We start from the raw sequence: 17,086 nt of genomic DNA, 5'->3' as shown, positions 1-17,086 counted from the left end.
CCTGAACAGTATGAGGTTGCATCATGTCACAGACATCTTCGGCCCAGTATTCCGATCCGGTTATCAATGTGATCGAGGGAGATGCGCCGGGCGTGAGTAGCGCAGCAGCTCCATCAGGCGGTAATGGCCGTGATGACGCGCTGAATTCGGCCGCACTCGATGCGGTGTCGGCGCGGCGTCGTCGAGAGTTCGATGCGGCGCGGACGAGGCTGCGAGATCAGGCGATTCGCGACGATGCTGGGGCCTTGCGGGAACCTGGAGTACGAGCGGTCGCTAATGTGCCGCTGCGGGATACGAGTACGAGCCGCGTACCGGTTGACCAGCCACCGGAGCGAGTCCGCAAACGGTATCTGCGCGCAGGCAACCAGTATTTTCTGAAGGAGGCACCGTATCAGCTCGCTTTTGAGGATCTGGGGCCATTCCTCGTCACCGAGCACAACCGACCGGACGTGGTGGAGTCGATGGTCGACATGGCGCATGCCAAATCGTGGCAACGCATCCGCATTTCGGGACACGAAGTGTTCCGTAGCGAGGTGTGGCTACAGGCCACACTGCGCGGGATCGAGGTGAGCGGCTACGAGCCAAAGACTGCGGATCTGGCTCGCCTCGCCAACGCCCGGCAGGCGCGGCTAAACAATCGCATTGAAGCTGGTCTGAAGGTAGAGCCAACAGCTGTCGCAGCCTCGAGAGGGAGCGCAGATGAACGTTATGCAACGTCACCATCGTCGCGTGCGCGCGCCGCTTCGGATGACCCTCCTGCTGGGCCTGCGCATAAGGAGAGCCCAGCCTCGCCGCCTGTTCCGGTAAGCCGGAATGCTGCGAATGACGAACCGGACGCGCCACGGCGGTACATCGGGGAACTGCGCGAGCATGGAGGCGCGCCGTATCAACACAATCCCGCGCGCAGCGATTCTTACTACGTGGTGTTCCGCGACGAGGCGGGCGCCGATCATGTGGTGTGGGGCGTGGATCTCGAGCGTGCTGTTCTTGAATCGCTAGCCGCGATCGGGCAGCAGGTGACGCTCGAAAACCTCGGCAAGCGACTCGTGACCGTCAAGGTACCGATTCTGGATGGCGATGGTGTGGTCGTGGGCGAGGAAGAGAAAGACGTGCACCGGAATACGTGGCGGGTGGATGTCGTGCAGCGTGGACGTGCGGCTTCTCAGGCTACGTCGCGAGCCGAAACGCCATCAGGTGATGCGGCTCAACCTTATGCCGGCGAGCGTCCACAGCCTGTCGCAGAGCCCGTCCCGCAGCGTGGTCGTGGCGCACAGCGGGGGGATGACGAGCGCGTGCTGCACCTGGCTGTCCTGACCGCTGCGATGCGGGAACAGGGTTTTAGCGAACGTTCCATTTCCCGTGTGCAGCAGCACGCTGCACGCCTGCTGGACGCTTTCGGGAAGGAGGATATCCCAGTGCCGCCGCCGAAGGTCTTCGATGCAAAGGTGCCTTCGGGCCGTGATCGTCGGATGCGCGCGGCTGCTGAGCGTGCACACGCTCGCGAAGTCGAACGCGCGCCGGCCGAGCCGTCAATGGCGGCACCTTAGGGTGAGCCGTGAGATTCCGTGAGCGCTTGTGCGTCGAACTGGGCGCGGTCAGGCCGCGCTGGGATGCTTGGTGCGCGTGCCGTGGCGTGACGGCTGGCGAGGGCGTGCGGCAGTTGATTGCTGCCGCAGTCAACGCAGAGGCCGGCGATCGGCCTGTTGCGATCGAACCTGGACTGACCCAGCCGATAGTCGGAGAGTCGCGCAGTCGTATCGAAATCCGGTTGACCGTCGCAGAGAAGATGGTGGTGGAGCAGCGCGCGGCAGCGTCGGGCCTGCACAGCAATCGGTGGATCGTGGCGCTGATCCGCGCGCAGCTGACACGGGAGCCGCAGTTGGGAACACGGGAACTGCTTCTGCTGTCGACGTCGAACCAGCAGCTTGCTGTCATCAGTCGGTCGTTGGGGCAGCTTGCGCGCGGTGGTGGAATGGAGCTCACGTGCCAGGAGTTGGCTGATTTTGAGCGTATCCGGGAACAGATTGACACGCATCTGCGAGCTGTCGTGGGTGTGATTCGCGCGAATCTCGACCGATGGAGCCGATAGCATGCCGTATCCAAAAATCTACGTCGACGCGATGCTCCTGAACTGGGGTGATCGGCTATTTCACGAGCCGTTCAGGCATGCGAGCGCGTCTCGGCTTTCACGAGCGGGCATTCGGGACGAGGCGGCGCGCATGCGCGGCCAACTGGCCCGCACGCTGAAGCGCACTCCGGAGGTGATGGTCAAGATCACCAACAAGGCGTCTAGTGCCCAGGGAATAGGCGCTGTACGTCGGCATCTTCGCTACATCTCGCGTAACGGCCAAGTCGACCTAGAAGATCAGAACGGCGACAAAATATCCGGCGTCGATGCGCTGCGTGACCTCACGAAAACCTGGCAGCTCGGCGGATGGGGGATACCGGACACTAGCACGCGCCGCGAAGTATTCAATATCCTTCTGTCGATGCCGCCGGGAACGAACCGGCAGGCCGTACGCGATGCGGCGCGTGATTTTGCGGCGCTCGAGTTCGGCGATGGACGTGCGTATGTCTTTGCTGCGCACGATGATGAGGCCCATCCGCATGTGCATTTGAGTGTGCAAGTGCGGGGACCGGACGGGCGTCGGTTGAATCCACGTCACAGAGATCTTCAGCGGTGGCGTGTGTACTTCGCAGAACAACTTCGGGCGCATGGTGTTAACGCGAACGCGACCTCTCGGCAAACCCGCGGCGTCACACAACGGTATCCCAAACCTGCAGTCGTGCACATGATGGAGCGTGGCGAGACGCCCGGTTTCTGGCGTGCCGTCCCGACCGACGCGCAACGCGAGACGGGTTGGGTCGCACAAGGCGGGGTGTTTGCCGCATGGCGTGCGATGGCTTTTGCGATGGCGAGGTCCAGTGCGCGTGAGGATCGTGAGCTGGCGGTTGATATGGCTTATTTCGTAGGTGCCATGCCGGTACAGCGGGACATGCCTGCGGCGGAACGAGAGCGAATTGCCGGACCGGCGCGGCCGGACCGCACGGTACGGCAAAGCGATGGTCGTTCGAACGATGTCGGGCCGGATGCGGAACGCTGATCAGCTGAGATGATGATGGACATCCGGTATACGGTGAGAGGCGCAGACAGCGCCGCTTCGCATAGGGAACTGATCCTCTTTAGTTGGAAGGGTCAGATGACCCGCGGGTATTGTTCCAATGTGTGGTGTATGGAGAGCGGGACGGCGCGATAAAGCGCACTGGTGCGGAAAGCTAACCGCTGCTTAGCGATCGACGAGCCACGTTGGTCCAGCTTTGAAGGATGCGAAAAGCACAAGTGCCATAGCAATCAGGAGGAGCGGGAGGCTGTAGAGTGCCATGGGGAAGAACAATGCCAACTGCAATGCCGAACCGCTTAGTCCGTGGACAAGGTCCGTTTCACGGATGTTTTCATAGACCATCCAGACTATGGGGACGAAGCTTAGAACGACGAGAACGAGTCCATCATTAATGGAAGCATGATCGCGTACGCCACTTGCACAGCAATAGACTCCCAGCCACATTAGGTTGACCGCGATTGCCGCCAACCAGAATGCGCGAAACGTGAAAAAGCAATGTCCAAAACGGCGACGGCAGTGGCCACTGAATAGCTGGATACATTTTACGAGGCCAATTAATGCGCCTACGGTAACGGCCCATTTCAGGATTTCCACTACCTCACTCCTCGATCGTTGGACGGTGGAGATATGCGGATGACTGCCGATGAAGGAAGCGATTCGGTGCGCGCTGTCCTTTGCGTTGCTTTCATCCACTATAGACGGTCGGGTCGGTTCGGACAAAGGCAGTTTGAATCGGTCGCGAAGACGATGGGCATTGCGCAGACGCTGCTGGGGCTGCCTGAGTGTCGCTATCGACGGACAACAAAGTCTCTACTAATCGGTGACGGAGCGCTCGGTCATGAACGCACCGGGAACACCGTGACGCGGAAACAATGGTGCGGATGTGACATTGGCTTTTCGGCTTCGCGGCGATCCAGACAATTAAGAGCCTTGCGAAGCGATGAGGCGCCAGCCGTAAGATTCTCGTGGGACTGGTTTGGGCCACATGAGTTGCGGTGAAAAAATGCGGGTTATCGCGGCTCCTATGTGCCATTAAACGCAATGGAGCTAAGAGGTGGTTTCAAAATGCCTGAGCAGATCGTTGAAGAGTATTCCAGCAGATCATGCAGGCAGCGAGTTTGAGGAAGGCTTCATTGATCGTCGCCAGTTGCTCGTAGCGGATTCGAAGACGGTGGACGTTATGGAACCATGCACGTGTGCGTTCGACTACGCAGCGGTACTTTCCAAGGCCACTTCCGTGGACGGTGCGCCCCTTCGCGAGAATCGGGTTAATGCCCCGATCGCGCAATCTTTGCCTGTGTGGTTCGGAGTCGTATCCACGGTCAGCGTAGACGACCTGGGGCTTTTGCAAGGGTCGCCCGCGAATGCTACGAATAGCTGGGATCGCGTCTATGAGCGGCGTCAATTTGATGACGTCGTGGCGATTGGCCCTGTGGGGATGATCGGGAGAGGCACCCCGTTCGCATCGGTGGCGACATGATGTTTGGATCCCGGTCGCGCAGGATCTACGGGGGGTGGCCCGGTTTTTGGCCCGCCCCAATCGCGCGAACATTGGATGAGACGACGATGACTCGCGAAAGATCGATCTGGCCAGCAGCAGCTCGTGCAATCGGCCCCATACACGGGCTTGTTGCCCGTCGCGTAACCGGCGCCAACACGTCACGCCGGAGCCGCAACCCATTTCGGCGGGCAGATCGTGCCAGCGAAGTCCCGAACGTAACACGAACACAATACCGTTCAACGCCGCGCGATCGGATACCGCCTTTCGGCCCGGATATTTCTCGCGTCGAGCCTTCGGCTGCGGAAGTAAATGTACGATTCTTTTCCACAATTCGTCGTCAATGATTGGCTTGTCCATGCCCTCGATCTCATCGTTACGATGCTCAAGGTTAACAGCATGCCCATGGAGTTAACAGCCCCTACAACGTTTTTTTGAAATCACCTCTAAGGCGATTTATCACCGTTGAACCTGTGAAAAAATCCCGACCGACGGTCAGATGAATCGTTTGTGGACGAGCTTCGGGTGCCGCGCAGCCGCGAGGGAAATGAAGGCGCGGATAGTTAAAGCTATCCGACCCTTCGTTTTATGACACCGGCAGTCGCGTGGATTCATCACGTCAGGAAAAACCGCGGTATCAGGGGTGAGCCGCGCTCCGGACCGGTAGCCGACGTCCGCACAACTTGGCGGCCGCGATGCGGCCCGGACGCCGGCCAGTCCGCAGGGCGCAGACGCAAAAGGCGCCGCCGGGGCGGGCTGCGCCCGCCTGATCATCAAATCCATGCCACTGACACGGGCGATCGACAGCACAAGGATGCGGAGGGCGCAGGCGCGGTTTCACGGCGGCGGCAGGCACTCTCCCACGCCTAGGACATGCGTGCAGTGCCTGTGATCGCAGATCAGTCGGGTCGCCGGCCAATTGCGCAAAGGCGCGCGGATCGGGTGGGGTGGCGACATTCACAATCACAGAGAGGAAAAGCAATGAACAAGCAGGAACTGGTGGATGCGGTCGCCGAAACGCCGGGCGCCAGCAAAGCAGCGACCGGCGACGCGATCGATGCGTTTATTGGCGTAATCTCGGCCGCCGTCAAAAAGTGACACCGTGCAGCTGATAGGCTCTGGGTCGTTTTCAACGGGCGCGCGCGCCGCGCGGGTCGGCCGTAATCTGGCAACCGGCGCTGAGATCCAAATCCCTGCTGCGAAGACTCTGAAGTTCGCGGCGGGCAAGGCGTTCAAGGATGCAGTGAACGGCGCGTGAGACCGGACGCAAGCCATCGGTCGGATGTCCGCCGATGACGCGGACGTCAGCAGGTCGCCGCTACAGATGCTCGCGGCAGCAACGGCGCGGAGTGATCGGGCAAGACTTGGACCTCGGCGGCCTGGTAGCATCAGTGCGAGATGTCTGTTGATAAGCCTTGGTGGCCCTATTGTCGTTCTCTTGTTTTTATTCCGTTCAATCTCGGATGTCTTATTGCGAGAATCCGCATCAAAACTGCGGATTCAACTGGTGGGTGCAATCGTTTGTTGAAATCACTCGGCAGGCGTTTCATAGTTCTGGCTTTTCCTCGGACGCTCATCTAGCCGACTCGCCACTGTATTGATTGCGGCCCGTCAATACACCGACAGGTGGCTTTCAGCGTGACTGCCAGAGACAGCCCATTCTGCACCGTGCGCGAAAAGTTCAACTCGCTCCTAACTCTGTACGGCAGGGTGCAGACGTGTATGCCCGGTTGCCACATACTTGTTGGCAGCGCATGAGCTGCCGCTAAAAGGATGACGATGCTGCACTATCAATTCGAAGACGAGCTGAAACACCTCGAGCAGATCTCGTCACGGCTTGTCCGCGGAAGTCCTCTTGGAATACCTTACTGGCGACGACGCGTCACGGCGCTCTCTATGCATCAGCGTCTGCTTCCTGATGGGGCGTCGCGGGTGACGCGACTGCTCGGCTTGTCCGACCAGATCGATTTCGGAGCAACGTGAGGTCTGGCGACCACATTGTATTTTCCGGTACGGTCCGCCCAGCATCGGCTCCGCAGTAATGCGGCAGGTGTTGCACCGGACTGCCGCCGCCACCGCGATCGAATCTTTTTGAGGGGTTGCGCACGGAGCCGACATTCACGTCAAGGCGCTTTGTCCAATTGGGACGCTCAGTGCGGGTTCGCCGTCCGGTATGAGTGTATTAGTCGATCCGCGTCGCCGCAGATTGACAAGGCCGTATCATTCTCTTCCGCCGCCGTTGATCCCGCTTCCACTTCTCCAGACCTGCTTGCCTCGTTCAGAGAGTTCGCCGCAACTATGCGTCGCGTCACTCTCTGTCCCTTCTATCGCCATCTCGCCCCCAGCCTGTTCCTGTGCCTTCTGCTTCTGCTTGTGGCGCGCCGCCACGGCTTCGTCATGCGATCTGCCTGCGTAATTCAGGGTCATTTTTCCAACTCCTTCATGTAACAGCCTTTCTTCCTGGACGCACCCGCTGGCGCGCGTCATTTCCGGGGCTGCGGTTCCAACTGCTTGCGTAGCCCGTCCAATATATGGTGTTCATCGAGCCAGCGGATCTCCCGCTTTCGCAGAATGTTGCGCCGATACCGACGCAGCGCAGCGGCGAACATGAGCGCCAGCCCAACCACGATGCCCCACATTGAGTGTGTCATATTGTCCTTTCTAGTTATTCCCGATTTGAGGCAGGCAAATGACGTGGTCAAGGAATCGCACGTTCACATCCCGGCGCTTTCAGGCGGCACCTCGTCCTCGTGAGTCGTGTTCCTGAACTGAACGGAAAAGCTATGTTTAGCCATCCTGCGTTTTCAGTTCGTTAATAATCGCCAATGTGACGAATTCAGAGCGCGTCATGCGACGCTCTCTTGACCTTGCATCGACTTGCTGAAGAAGGCTCTCGAGCAGATTGACCTGAATGCCCAAGGATTTGGAGGTAACACGCGTCAGATCGATGTCGACAAATACCCAGATCCCGTTGCCGTCGTCCATTTGGAGCGCCTGCAATTCCGTTGTATTGCAGGTAGGGATGGAGATAAGTTGCTCGCTGCGGTCATACAGCGCTTCCACGGTCACCTTGGCGTTGCGCGTCAGTTCGTTCAACGAATCGCCACTCGCGTCGGCGGTGTGGAAATCGGGGAAGCTGGCGCGAAAGCCGGTCTCGCCATTCCGGTGGACGTACAGCGAATATTGCATGATCTGCTCCTTGGAGTGGAGCGCCGACAGACGCTCGCTGTGCAACGCCACGCCAGGGATGTTGGGGATGCAACCGACAACTGACTAAGTCCGCACGCATACTTCATTAGACGCTTCGCGTACGAATAAGCAATGACTTTCTTATGCCATTGCAACGCGATATCGAGGAAAAGTCGAAGCCACTTACCTATGGAGGCAACCGCTCAGGCGGGGGGCGCGTTCTGACTCGATCTCCAGCCGTTCGAGCCTACGGGGCGCGCCAGAAAAGGCAGCACATACGGAGCGCGTGACGCGCTCACAACGATGGACGCTGCTGCTGGAGTTTGTGTTTGCTCGACCGGGCCAGGAATTCCGTCGATAGTGGCAGGGCGACGATCTCCGCAACGACGTAAGCGCCAGCGACTGAGGCTTTGAGGAGGCTTTCGATACGAATACCAGACATCGAACATATCCTTCAATGTGGGCACTAACTGAATGAACGTGAATTTCGAATCCTCGATATTCGATCGTGCTTCCTGGTTACACGACGCTGCTACCCAGACGCCATCGTCAGCGATTGCGCAATCGTGAGTTGAGGGTCTTTCGCTACAAACGGCCTACACTTAAGATGAGACGAATTTCCGGAGTAATGTCATGGTCGACGCCACCCCCCAAAGCACCTTTCGCGGCCTTCCTTTGACTCCCGGGCAAGACGCCGAAATCCGGCACTATATAAAGAAGAAAGAGCAGCATGGCGAGTCGTGGGATACGCCGGAGTTGGCGGCAATGCTTCGGGACATGCTGGAACCCCCGGGGGATGATGACGGAGGACCGGGCGCCGCCGTCGGCGAAGCGAAAGCGGCAACAGAGCGCGCGACAGCGTCCGTCGACGACACGATGGACCCCATTGAGGCCAGTGAAGAGCGGAACGCTGCCTTGGAAAACGAAGGCATGAGGGGGCCCAGGCGTTGAGCCTTGGGTGCGTGCGAGCAACAGCAGGCCGACTTGTTATCCCGCGCCGTTGATCGCGGACCCGCTTACGTCGCGTTGTGCCATGCCGTCAATGGAATTGAGCGGACGCGCGAAGGTGGGCAGCACTAATAACCCTAACGATCGCCGATGTTTGAGAGAGCGCAGCGACGACCGGCCTTGTCGATTGACAAACAGGCGACGCGCTTCGCTGGCATTTCCGTGCGTACCAATGCGCGTTAGGTTATTCAGGCCGCGGGTGACGAACGTGCGTACGGACTCCCCATGCTCCCAGCCGTGCCCAGACGCGCTTGCTCCAAGGCTGCCGCAACGTGTCCACATCTGCATCAACGGCCGTTGTATTCTGCTCCAGCGCGACGACCACGCCAGATTCGGTTGCAGGCGCCCCGGCTTCTCTCCGTTTCCTGTTTTCCGTCATTTCTTCTGTGTTCACCTGGTCATCAGTCATGCTGCTCTCCCACTTTTATAAATCGGTCCAACACTGGCTTTTTGGCTGTGTCAGGGACGGCGAAGGGACTACTCATCGAATGGTGTTTCAAGTTCTTGGGACGCCGTGAGTCTGACGCAGACTGGCCGTCTTACCTGATCTTATTTCGTCGCTGCGTCGACTGCTACGGCGGGCTTTGAGCCAGGGGCGCGCAGACCGCTGGCCCTCAAGACATTGTCGGTCTGGTGGATGCCGCCGAGTAACGCAGACGGGTTACCGCCATCAGAACCGAGGGACTAACGTCGCTTCTTTCACAGGTGGTCCGGGCGTCCAGCACGATTCGGAGCGGGCAGATCCTGGCGCATACCCCCGACATGTCCACAGCTTATGAAATTGAATACCGGTTCTGCGGACCGCTGACATACAGCTTCTTCGCGATTTCGAGGATTTTTTCGCGACCTTGGTCGAAGGCACCAAGTATCGACCGCTCATCGGATCCCACGCCAGGTTGCAGATTTCGCAGCATGGCGTCGTCGACCAAAAAGGTGATTTCGCGCGAATTGTCGTATCCCCAGAAACACACACAATGCCGGGAAGCATCGTAGCTCCGGCTGGGGTTGGGGAATTGAAGCGCCACAATCAGCCCGTACCGCCCGTGGCCGGGTACCGCCACTTGCTAGCATTGGAATCGATGGCGCCGTCACTGGCGCGGCGCTTTTCCGTTCGCAAAGCATCGGCTTTGTCGAGTTCGTGAACGCGCGTCCTCCGCTGGATGGAATACTCGCTCTCGCTGCTGGTTGTGACAGAGGTGGATTTAATTGGCGATCGCATGATGGAACTCAGAGCAGGAGGTCGCTCAAGGCGACCGGTCTTCTCACTGTATACCCTTTGGGTGACATCACCGTCTTTTCCTGGCTGGACCACGGGAGTACAAGTGATAGGGAAGCTACTGAAGCTTGCGTGGGACGGAATCCGGCTTGGAACGGACGGTCCCGCTCCTGAAAGCCCGGACAGTGCACACACCGGCGACGGCTCAAGCGCTCGCTAGCGAGCTACCCCAGGGCCCGACGGTCGCAATCATTGCAAGCACGGCGGTTCCAGCGATTCAGCGCGCTCTGGCTTTCTTTGCCCTGTGATACGCACTCTCGACTCGCTAGGCGTACACTGAATCGCAAGGTGCCAGGACGGCGCCTGCCTGTATCACGCTTTCAGCCGCATCCTCCTCCGATCCGAGATCCGCTGCTAACCGCGTTGAGCGGACATTTCCATTATAGAAATCCGATACGAGGAGCAATGTCGTGCTAATCAGAGACGTAATGAGCGAGCCGGTCTGCGTGCAGGCGGAGGAAACTCTCGATACTGCCGCCCGCAGGCTGAAGAAAGAAAATATCGGCGCCCTGCCGGTATGCCAGCACGGCCGCGTTATCGGAATGATCACGGACCGCGATATCACGATGCGGGGAGTCGCCGATGGACGCGATGTCGGCGAGATGACAGTACGCGAGGCAATGTCGGCCGAGATCCTTTTTTGCTTCGACGACGATACGACGGAAGAAGCCGCGAGGATCATGCGGGAGAGCCACGTGCAGCGTCTGGCCGTTCTCGATCGTGCTGATAAACATCTCACCGGCATCGTGTCGATGACCAGGTTAAGCGGTGGCGCCTCCGAGCGCCGACCTTACGAGTTGATCTTCTACAAGACGTTTTTTGATCATCAAGGGCGTCCTCATCGCAGTGAGTTGATGCGTATTGCAGTGGCTCAGGGCACAAAAGAACAGGCCATTGCGACGGCTACTCGTCAGTTTGAAGAGATGAAAGAGGTCAAATCCTGGAATCAGCTCGCGAACGGATACGACGTCATGAGCGTTCATGTCGATGCACGAGGCGCAACCGTCGAACAACGTGAGCCGACCTCGGAAAGAGATGCACGTATCTTGGAAAGGGCGCGGGAAATCTGGGAGCGCGAAGGTACCCCGGAAGGGCGCGACAATGAGATCTGGGGGCACGCCGCCGGCGAGATCGACCGCGAGGACCACGTTCCTGGATGACGGGCGGTAGGACAAAGACTGACGGCCCGTCACAATCCTGTGGTGTTCGCTTTCCTGAAACAATGAGCAGCCCATAATCTTTCGGGCCGGTACGCCACCGTACCGACTTCCCGCCACCATACGTGCACCGTCGTTGTAAGCCTGCTGTGTTTCCCAGGCGCAGCGACTGAAGCAGTTTCATGTGATCGGGCTTCCCCGCCGACTTGTCCGCAGTCCCCGCATGGCACCCGGAGCGGTCATCGCGAGATCCGGCCCATCCCGTGATTGCTTTGCCATGCGCGACGCAGCGGGCCTCGGGGGCATCGCGCTGCGCAACAATCTATTTAAATTATCTGGCAATCCTATGCGCAGTCAAATCGCGCACGGCTACTCGTCGCACCCAAGCGCCGCGACAAGTAGCCGAAAAACATCTTATAGAGCACGCGTGAAAGCGTGCGAGGGACACGAAATGTCAACTACCGAATCAATTCTGGAGGAGCCGCAGGCATTCCTCCCGCACGCCAGCGTGGCGGCTTACGCCGCGATCTCCGGCATGGATGCCTATCGCGCGCTAGTCGCCGAGGCAGAGCGCGACTATCCAGGATTCTGGGCTCGTCTGGCGCGCGAAACACTGCAATGGAAAACGCCGTTCTCTTCGGTTCTCGACGAATCGCGTGCGCCGTTCTATGAATGGTTCAGCGACGGCACGCTGAATGCGTCGTACAACTGCCTTGACCGCCACGTCGATGCGGGTAACGGTGATCATGTTGCGGTGATCTTCGAAGCCGACGACGGCGCCGTCACGCAAGTGACCTATCGCGCGTTGCTCGAACGCGTGAGCCGCTTTGCCAACGCGCTGCGAACTCGTGGCGTAAAAAAAGGCGATCGCGTGGTGATCTATATGCCGATGTCGATCGAAGGCATTGTGGCCATGCAGGCCTGTGCTCGCATCGGCGCGACCCATTCAGTCGTATTCGGCGGCTTCTCGTCGAAGTCGCTCAACGAGCGGATCGTCAATGTGGGCGCGGTCGTGCTGGTCACATGTGATGAACAGATGCGCGGTGGCAAGGCGTTGCCGCTGAAGAACATTGCAGATGAAGCCCTGGCAATGGGCGGCTGCGAGGCGGTGAAGAGCGTGATTGTCTATCAGCGTACGGGCGGCCAGGTCGCGTGGCACGAGGGACGCGACCTGTGGATGCACGAACTCACGCAAGCCGAGGCGGCCACTTGCGAGCCGGAGTGGGTCGGCGCGGAACATCCGCTCTTCATCCTCTATACATCCGGGTCGACCGGCGTGCCGAAGGGTGTGCAGCACAGCACTGGTGGCTTCCTGATGTGGGCCGCGCAAACCATGAAGTGGACTTTCGACGCCAAGCGCAGCGATGTGTTCTGGTGCACTGCCGACATCGGCTGGATTACAGGTCATAGCTATATCGCGTATGGTCCGATGGCGATCGGCGCGACTCAGGTGGTGTTCGAAGGCGTGCCGACCTGGCCGAACGCCGGCCGGTTCTGGCAGATGATCGCGAAACACCGCGTGACGGTGTTCTATACCGCGCCAACCGCGATCCGCTCGCTGATCAAGCTGGCCGAAGCCGATCCGAAGGTGCATCCGGACCGTTTCGACCTAACGACCCTACGCTTGCTAGGCACGGTCGGCGAACCCATCAACCCGGCTGCGTGGACGTGGTTCTACGAGCACGTCGGCCATAGCCATTGTCCTGTCATCGACACCTGGTGGCAAACCGAAACGGGCGGCCACATGATCGCGCCGATGCCTGGCGCCACGCCGCTCGTGCCGGGTTCGTGCACGCTGCCGCTGCCGGGCATCATGGCCGCGGTGGTCGATGAGACCGGCCACGACGTGCCGAACGGGCAAGGTGGCATTCTCGTCATCAAACGTCCGTGGCCATCGATGCTGCGCAACGTATGGGGCGATCCAGTCCGTTACACGACCGGTTACTTTCCCGAGGAACTCGGCGGCAAGCTCTATCTCGCGGGTGACGGTGCGGTGCGTGACGAGGACACCGGCTATTTCACGATTACCGGACGTATCGACGACGTGCTCAACGTGTCGGGCCACCGACTTGGCACGATGGAGATCGAGTCGGCACTCGTCGCCAATCCGCTAGTTGCGGAGGCGGCTGTCGTCGGTCGCGCTGACGATACGACCGGCGAGGTCGTCGTCGCGTTCGTGGTGTTAAAGGGCGAACGGCCCACAGGCGCCGACGCGATCGCCATCGCGAATGAACTGCGCGCGTGGGTGGGCAAGGAAATCGGGCCGATTGCGAAACCGAAGGAAATCCGCTTCGGCGAGAATTTGCCGAAAACCCGCTCGGGCAAGATCATGCGCCGTCTGCTGCGCTCGCTGGCGGCGGGCGAAGAGATCACACAGGACGTGTCGACGCTGGAAAATCCGGCAATTCTCGATCAGCTCGGGTGACCTCTCGCGAAGCTCGCGGAGATCCCAAGATCGCTTTTCATCTTCAGGAGCAGGCCATGGCCAGCGCACCGATCCGAACTACACTTGCGAACCCTGCGCCACTGGGTCTCGCTGGCTTTGCATTGACGACGTGGCTGCTGAGCATGATCAACGCTGGCTGGTTTTCGGGCGAGTCGATGGGCCTTGTGCTCGCCTGCGCACTCGCTTACGGCGGGACTGCGCAGGCCATTGCCGGCATCATGGAACTGCCGCGCGGCAATACGTTCGGCGCGACGGCTTTTCTGAGCTACGGGGCTTTCTGGTGGTCGTTCGCACTGTTCGTGCTGTTTCTGCACGACAAGGTGCCGGCCGCGTTTGTCGGCTGGTACCTGTTCCTGTGGGGAACGTTCACGTTCTATATGTGGCTGGCCACGTTTCGCTCGCCGCGCGCGTTGCAGGTCATCTTTCTGGCGCTGTGGATGACGTTTGGTTTGCTGGCCGGAGGCGAATGGACCGGTTCGGTCATCTTGCGCATGGCGGGCGGCTACCTGGGACTTGTGACGGCAGCTCTCGCGTTCTACCTCTCGGCGGCCGATGTGATCAACGAGGTCCACGGCCGGGTCGTCCTGCCGGTTGGCGAACCACGGGTGTTCAGCCGACACGCTGTCGCACTCTGATAGGTTTGTTGAAGCGATGCGCCCTCGCGCTTCACGCAGAAGCGAACCTTCCGCGCAGCCCAGGAGGCGGTGCGGGGGTAAGGGACGGCATGTGATGAGCGGAATCTCGGCGCGTATGAGACTTTTGCGCAGGCGGCCGGCATACGCACGCACTTGAGGTGAGCGACGCGCCTTGTGGTGCGCCGCGATGAGTGAACCAGTGCTACCGGCGCGGGGGCATTTCGTACATCGCGGCGGCGACGTCAGCATGTCGCCGTGCGGTGGTTTCCGTGACCGCTGTTTGTGGTTGTTGGTTGGGCACCAGCAACACCGGAAGGCTCGCGCAGCGCACCACGCGCTCGGCTACGCTGCCGAGAAACAGACGCTTGAAACCCCGTCGCCCATGAGTGCCGAGCACTAGCAGATCCGCATTGAATTCGTTAGCCGAGATGCGGATCCGTTCGGAGATGTCCTCGCCGATCGGCGCGACGTCGACGATGCGCGGGACGCCGGCCACGTTCTCGTGCTTCATTCGCGCCAGGGCATCCGCCATCAGCCGCTGGCCTTCTTCAGTACAGGCGTCGCGCAGGATCGTCGGATCGTAGCCGTACGCGTCGTATGCCACCAGGGGATTGGCGATGACATAGAGAGGCTGCAACTGCGCTTCGTTATCGTGCGCGAGTTGAAGCGCGCTGTCGAACGCATGTTCAGCCGTCTCGCTACCGTCGATCGCTACCAGAATGCGTTTGTACATGTCGGTCCCCACGAGTTCGTTCCGACGGCCACCACCGTTGCGACATTGGATTGGGTGCTCAGAGTGCCGCAGCCTGAACCTTGCCGTCGACGATATCCTTGCCGAACTGCATCGCAAGATCGATCGCATCGTTGAAAGTGGCGGGGCTCGCAGCGTCGAAGACCGTGGAGTAGCGTCGTGCGTCCGCCTCATTGAAGGGGATCGTGTCGATTCGTACCACGGAAGAAAAGCGCCGCGCGCCCTTGGCGTACGGATCGTCGAAAGGCGGGAATTGCTGGCTAGCATAGGCACGTAACTCGTGTCCGTTGTATGTCGCGGTTGGGATGATCATGATGACGGGCTCCTTGAAGGATGGTTTTATCCGCCGGGCTCGCGCCGTAGATCACCAGCGTCACGGCCGACCGGAAACAGCACAGTGAGTAGCACCACCTCGCGCTCAATAGCGATGTAATGCAATGAACATATCGCGTGGGACGCGGCGGTGCGGTACGGCACCGTACCGACTTCGACCGGTCCTGCGCGCATCGTGACTATGGAAGCTTTCCCTTCTCCCCAATATCACCATTCCGCTTGCTCGCCGTTCGTTCACGAACCCGCTTCGCTCATTTCAAGTTGGGAATCTCACGTCATGACCTTTCTCAAGTCTCCGCCGCCTACACCCGATGCCGTCGCCGACGAATACGCCGCGACGATCTCAGGTTCTTCACTACCGAAGTACCGGATCCCGGAAGCATCGTCCGATCGCCGTGCGGTATTCGATCTGGTGCGCGACGAGTTATTCATGGACGGCAACTCACGGCAGAACCTCGCGACGTTCTGCACTACGTATGCCGACGACGAAGTTCGCCGCCTGATGGATCTGTCGATAGACAAGAACATGATCGACAAGGACGAATATCCGCAAACCGCTGAAATCGAAATGCGCTGTGTACACATGCTCGCCGATCTGTGGCATGCAACGAAATCGTGGAAGACCACCGGTTGCTCGACAACTGGGTCGAGCGAAGCCTGCATGCTCGGTGGACTTGCGCTCAAGTGGCAATGGAAAAAGCGCATGGAAGCGCAAGGCAAGCCGGCCGACAAGCCAAACTTCGTCTGTGGACCCGTACAGGTCTGCTGGGCGAAATTCGCCCGGTACTTCGATGTCGAGATGCGTCAGGTGCCGCTCAGAGGCGATGCGACCGGACTGGAACCAGAAGACCTGGCTCAGTATTGCGACGAGAACACGATTGGCGTCGTGGCCACATTGGGCATTACGTTCACCTGTGTCTATGAACCAGTGAAGGCGCTGGCGGGTGCACTGGACGCGCTGCAAGCAAATGTCGGGCTCGATATTCCGATTCATGTCGATGCGGCCAGCGGTGGTTTCGTCGCGCCGTTCATTCAGCCGGACCTCGAATGGGACTTCTGCGTGCCGCGCGTCAAATCGATTAATGCGTCGGGCCACAAATACGGACTCGCCCCGCTCGGGGTCGGCTGGATAGTCTGGCGCAGTACTCAGGACTTGCCTGGCGAACTGATTTTCCGGGTCGATTATCTGGGCGGCGACATGCCCACGTTCGCACTGAATTTCTCCAGGCCGGCCGGACAGATCATTGCGCAGTACTACATGCTGCTGCGTCTGGGCCGTGAAGGCTATCGGCACATTCAGCAGGAATGCGCCGATACGGCTCAAGCACTGGCCGACGGTCTGGCGAAGATGGACGCATTGGAGCTGATCTACGATGGACGCGGTGCGTTGCCGGCTGTCTGCTACAAGCTGAAGCACCCGGAAACAGCGGGCTTCACGCTATTCGATCTGTCCGATCAGGTACGCATGCGTGGTTGGCAGATCGCCTCGTACGAACTGCCGGCGGGGCGCGAGGAGACCATCGTGCAACGCGTGTTGATCCGGCGCGGCGTGACCCGCGACATGGCGGCGATGCTACTCGGGGACATCCGGCACGCCGTCGCGCATCTGACGAAGAACCCGGTGCTCCATTCAACCGCCGGGCCCACTTTCCATCACGATTGATGTCGCCT

General features: G+C 59.7%; 15 protein-coding genes and 1 pseudogene. 9 read left to right on the top strand and 7 right to left on the bottom strand.

Going from position 1 to position 17,086, the window contains the following annotated elements:
• Positions 1-23 precede the first annotated feature (23 nt).
• Genes FA94_RS01420 through FA94_RS01410 form a run of 3 tightly spaced genes read left to right on the top strand, consistent with a single transcriptional unit; the run spans position 24 to position 3,104 of the window.
• A complete protein-coding gene (locus FA94_RS01420) occupies positions 24-1,547 on the top strand; it encodes an LPD7 domain-containing protein (protein ID WP_035546124.1) in 1,524 nt (507 codons plus the stop codon).
• Positions 1,548-1,573: 26 nt separating this feature from the next.
• Positions 1,574-2,089, top strand: a complete 516-nt coding sequence (locus FA94_RS01415; protein ID WP_502690834.1) for a plasmid stabilization protein — start codon at positions 1,574-1,576, stop codon at positions 2,087-2,089.
• 1 nt (position 2,090) lies between these two features.
• Entirely contained in the window at positions 2,091-3,104 is a 1,014-nt protein-coding gene (locus FA94_RS01410) for a relaxase/mobilization nuclease domain-containing protein (protein WP_035546122.1), read from the top strand.
• A gap of 183 nt (positions 3,105-3,287) precedes the next feature.
• Here FA94_RS01410 and FA94_RS01405 read toward each other — a convergent pair whose 3' ends face one another.
• Both FA94_RS01405 and FA94_RS37655 read right to left on the bottom strand, forming a co-directional pair.
• On the bottom strand, positions 3,288-3,716 hold the full coding sequence (locus FA94_RS01405) for a hypothetical protein (RefSeq protein ID WP_035546120.1): 429 nt from the start codon (positions 3,714-3,716) through the stop codon (positions 3,288-3,290).
• A gap of 466 nt (positions 3,717-4,182) precedes the next feature.
• Entirely contained in the window at positions 4,183-4,980 is a 798-nt protein-coding gene (locus FA94_RS37655; protein WP_231584827.1) for an IS5 family transposase, read from the bottom strand.
• Between the two features lie 621 nt (positions 4,981-5,601).
• Here FA94_RS37655 and FA94_RS01395 point away from each other — a divergent pair.
• Positions 5,602-5,878 (top strand): annotated as a pseudogene (locus FA94_RS01395) (HU family DNA-binding protein).
• Positions 5,879-6,840: 962 nt separating this feature from the next.
• Here the strand turns inward: FA94_RS01395 and FA94_RS01390 are convergent.
• Complete coding sequence (locus FA94_RS01390; protein WP_035546118.1) at positions 6,841-7,047, bottom strand: hypothetical protein; 207 nt, start codon at positions 7,045-7,047, stop codon at positions 6,841-6,843.
• Between the two features lie 360 nt (positions 7,048-7,407).
• Positions 7,408-7,809 (bottom strand): type II toxin-antitoxin system HicB family antitoxin, encoded by a 402-nt coding sequence (locus FA94_RS01385; RefSeq protein ID WP_035546116.1) that lies wholly within the window; start codon positions 7,807-7,809, stop codon positions 7,408-7,410.
• A gap of 633 nt (positions 7,810-8,442) precedes the next feature.
• On the opposite strand from FA94_RS01385, the gene FA94_RS01380 reads away from it, so the two are divergent.
• Positions 8,443-8,760, top strand: a complete 318-nt coding sequence (locus tag FA94_RS01380) for a hypothetical protein (RefSeq protein ID WP_035546114.1) — start codon at positions 8,443-8,445, stop codon at positions 8,758-8,760.
• An 830-nt stretch (positions 8,761-9,590) separates the two neighbouring features.
• Here the strand turns inward: FA94_RS01380 and FA94_RS01375 are convergent.
• A complete protein-coding gene (locus tag FA94_RS01375) occupies positions 9,591-9,842 on the bottom strand; it encodes a DUF1488 family protein (protein WP_035549035.1) in 252 nt (83 codons plus the stop codon).
• 679 nt (positions 9,843-10,521) lie between these two features.
• Between FA94_RS01375 and FA94_RS37135 the strand changes: the two genes are divergently transcribed.
• From FA94_RS37135 to FA94_RS01360, 3 genes are all read left to right on the top strand, one after another.
• Complete coding sequence (locus tag FA94_RS37135) at positions 10,522-11,253, top strand: CBS domain-containing protein (RefSeq protein ID WP_051980271.1); 732 nt, start codon at positions 10,522-10,524, stop codon at positions 11,251-11,253.
• Between the two features lie 448 nt (positions 11,254-11,701).
• Positions 11,702-13,675, top strand: a complete 1,974-nt coding sequence (gene acs, locus FA94_RS01365; protein ID WP_035546112.1) for an acetate--CoA ligase — start codon at positions 11,702-11,704, stop codon at positions 13,673-13,675.
• Positions 13,676-13,731: 56 nt separating this feature from the next.
• The gene (locus FA94_RS01360; protein WP_035546110.1) at positions 13,732-14,331 is read left to right on the top strand and encodes an acetate uptake transporter; all 600 of its coding nucleotides are present in this window, start codon (positions 13,732-13,734) and stop codon (positions 14,329-14,331) included.
• Between the two features lie 202 nt (positions 14,332-14,533).
• On the opposite strand, the gene FA94_RS01355 is transcribed toward FA94_RS01360, so the two are convergent.
• Together FA94_RS01355 and FA94_RS01350 are read right to left on the bottom strand one after the other, a co-directional pair.
• Positions 14,534-15,064, bottom strand: a complete 531-nt coding sequence (locus FA94_RS01355) for a universal stress protein (RefSeq protein ID WP_035546109.1) — start codon at positions 15,062-15,064, stop codon at positions 14,534-14,536.
• A 58-nt stretch (positions 15,065-15,122) separates the two neighbouring features.
• Complete coding sequence (locus tag FA94_RS01350; protein ID WP_035546107.1) at positions 15,123-15,395, bottom strand: hypothetical protein; 273 nt, start codon at positions 15,393-15,395, stop codon at positions 15,123-15,125.
• 297 nt (positions 15,396-15,692) lie between these two features.
• Between FA94_RS01350 and gad the strand changes: the two genes are divergently transcribed.
• Positions 15,693-17,078 (top strand): glutamate decarboxylase, encoded by a 1,386-nt coding sequence (gad, locus tag FA94_RS01345; RefSeq protein WP_035546105.1) that lies wholly within the window; start codon positions 15,693-15,695, stop codon positions 17,076-17,078.
• Positions 17,079-17,086 lie beyond the last annotated feature (8 nt).

The organism is Burkholderia sp. 9120 (genome assembly GCF_000745015.1).
In the GTDB taxonomy this organism is placed as follows: domain Bacteria; phylum Pseudomonadota; class Gammaproteobacteria; order Burkholderiales; family Burkholderiaceae; genus Paraburkholderia.
This window is presented reverse-complemented; position numbering and strand designations above follow the sequence as displayed.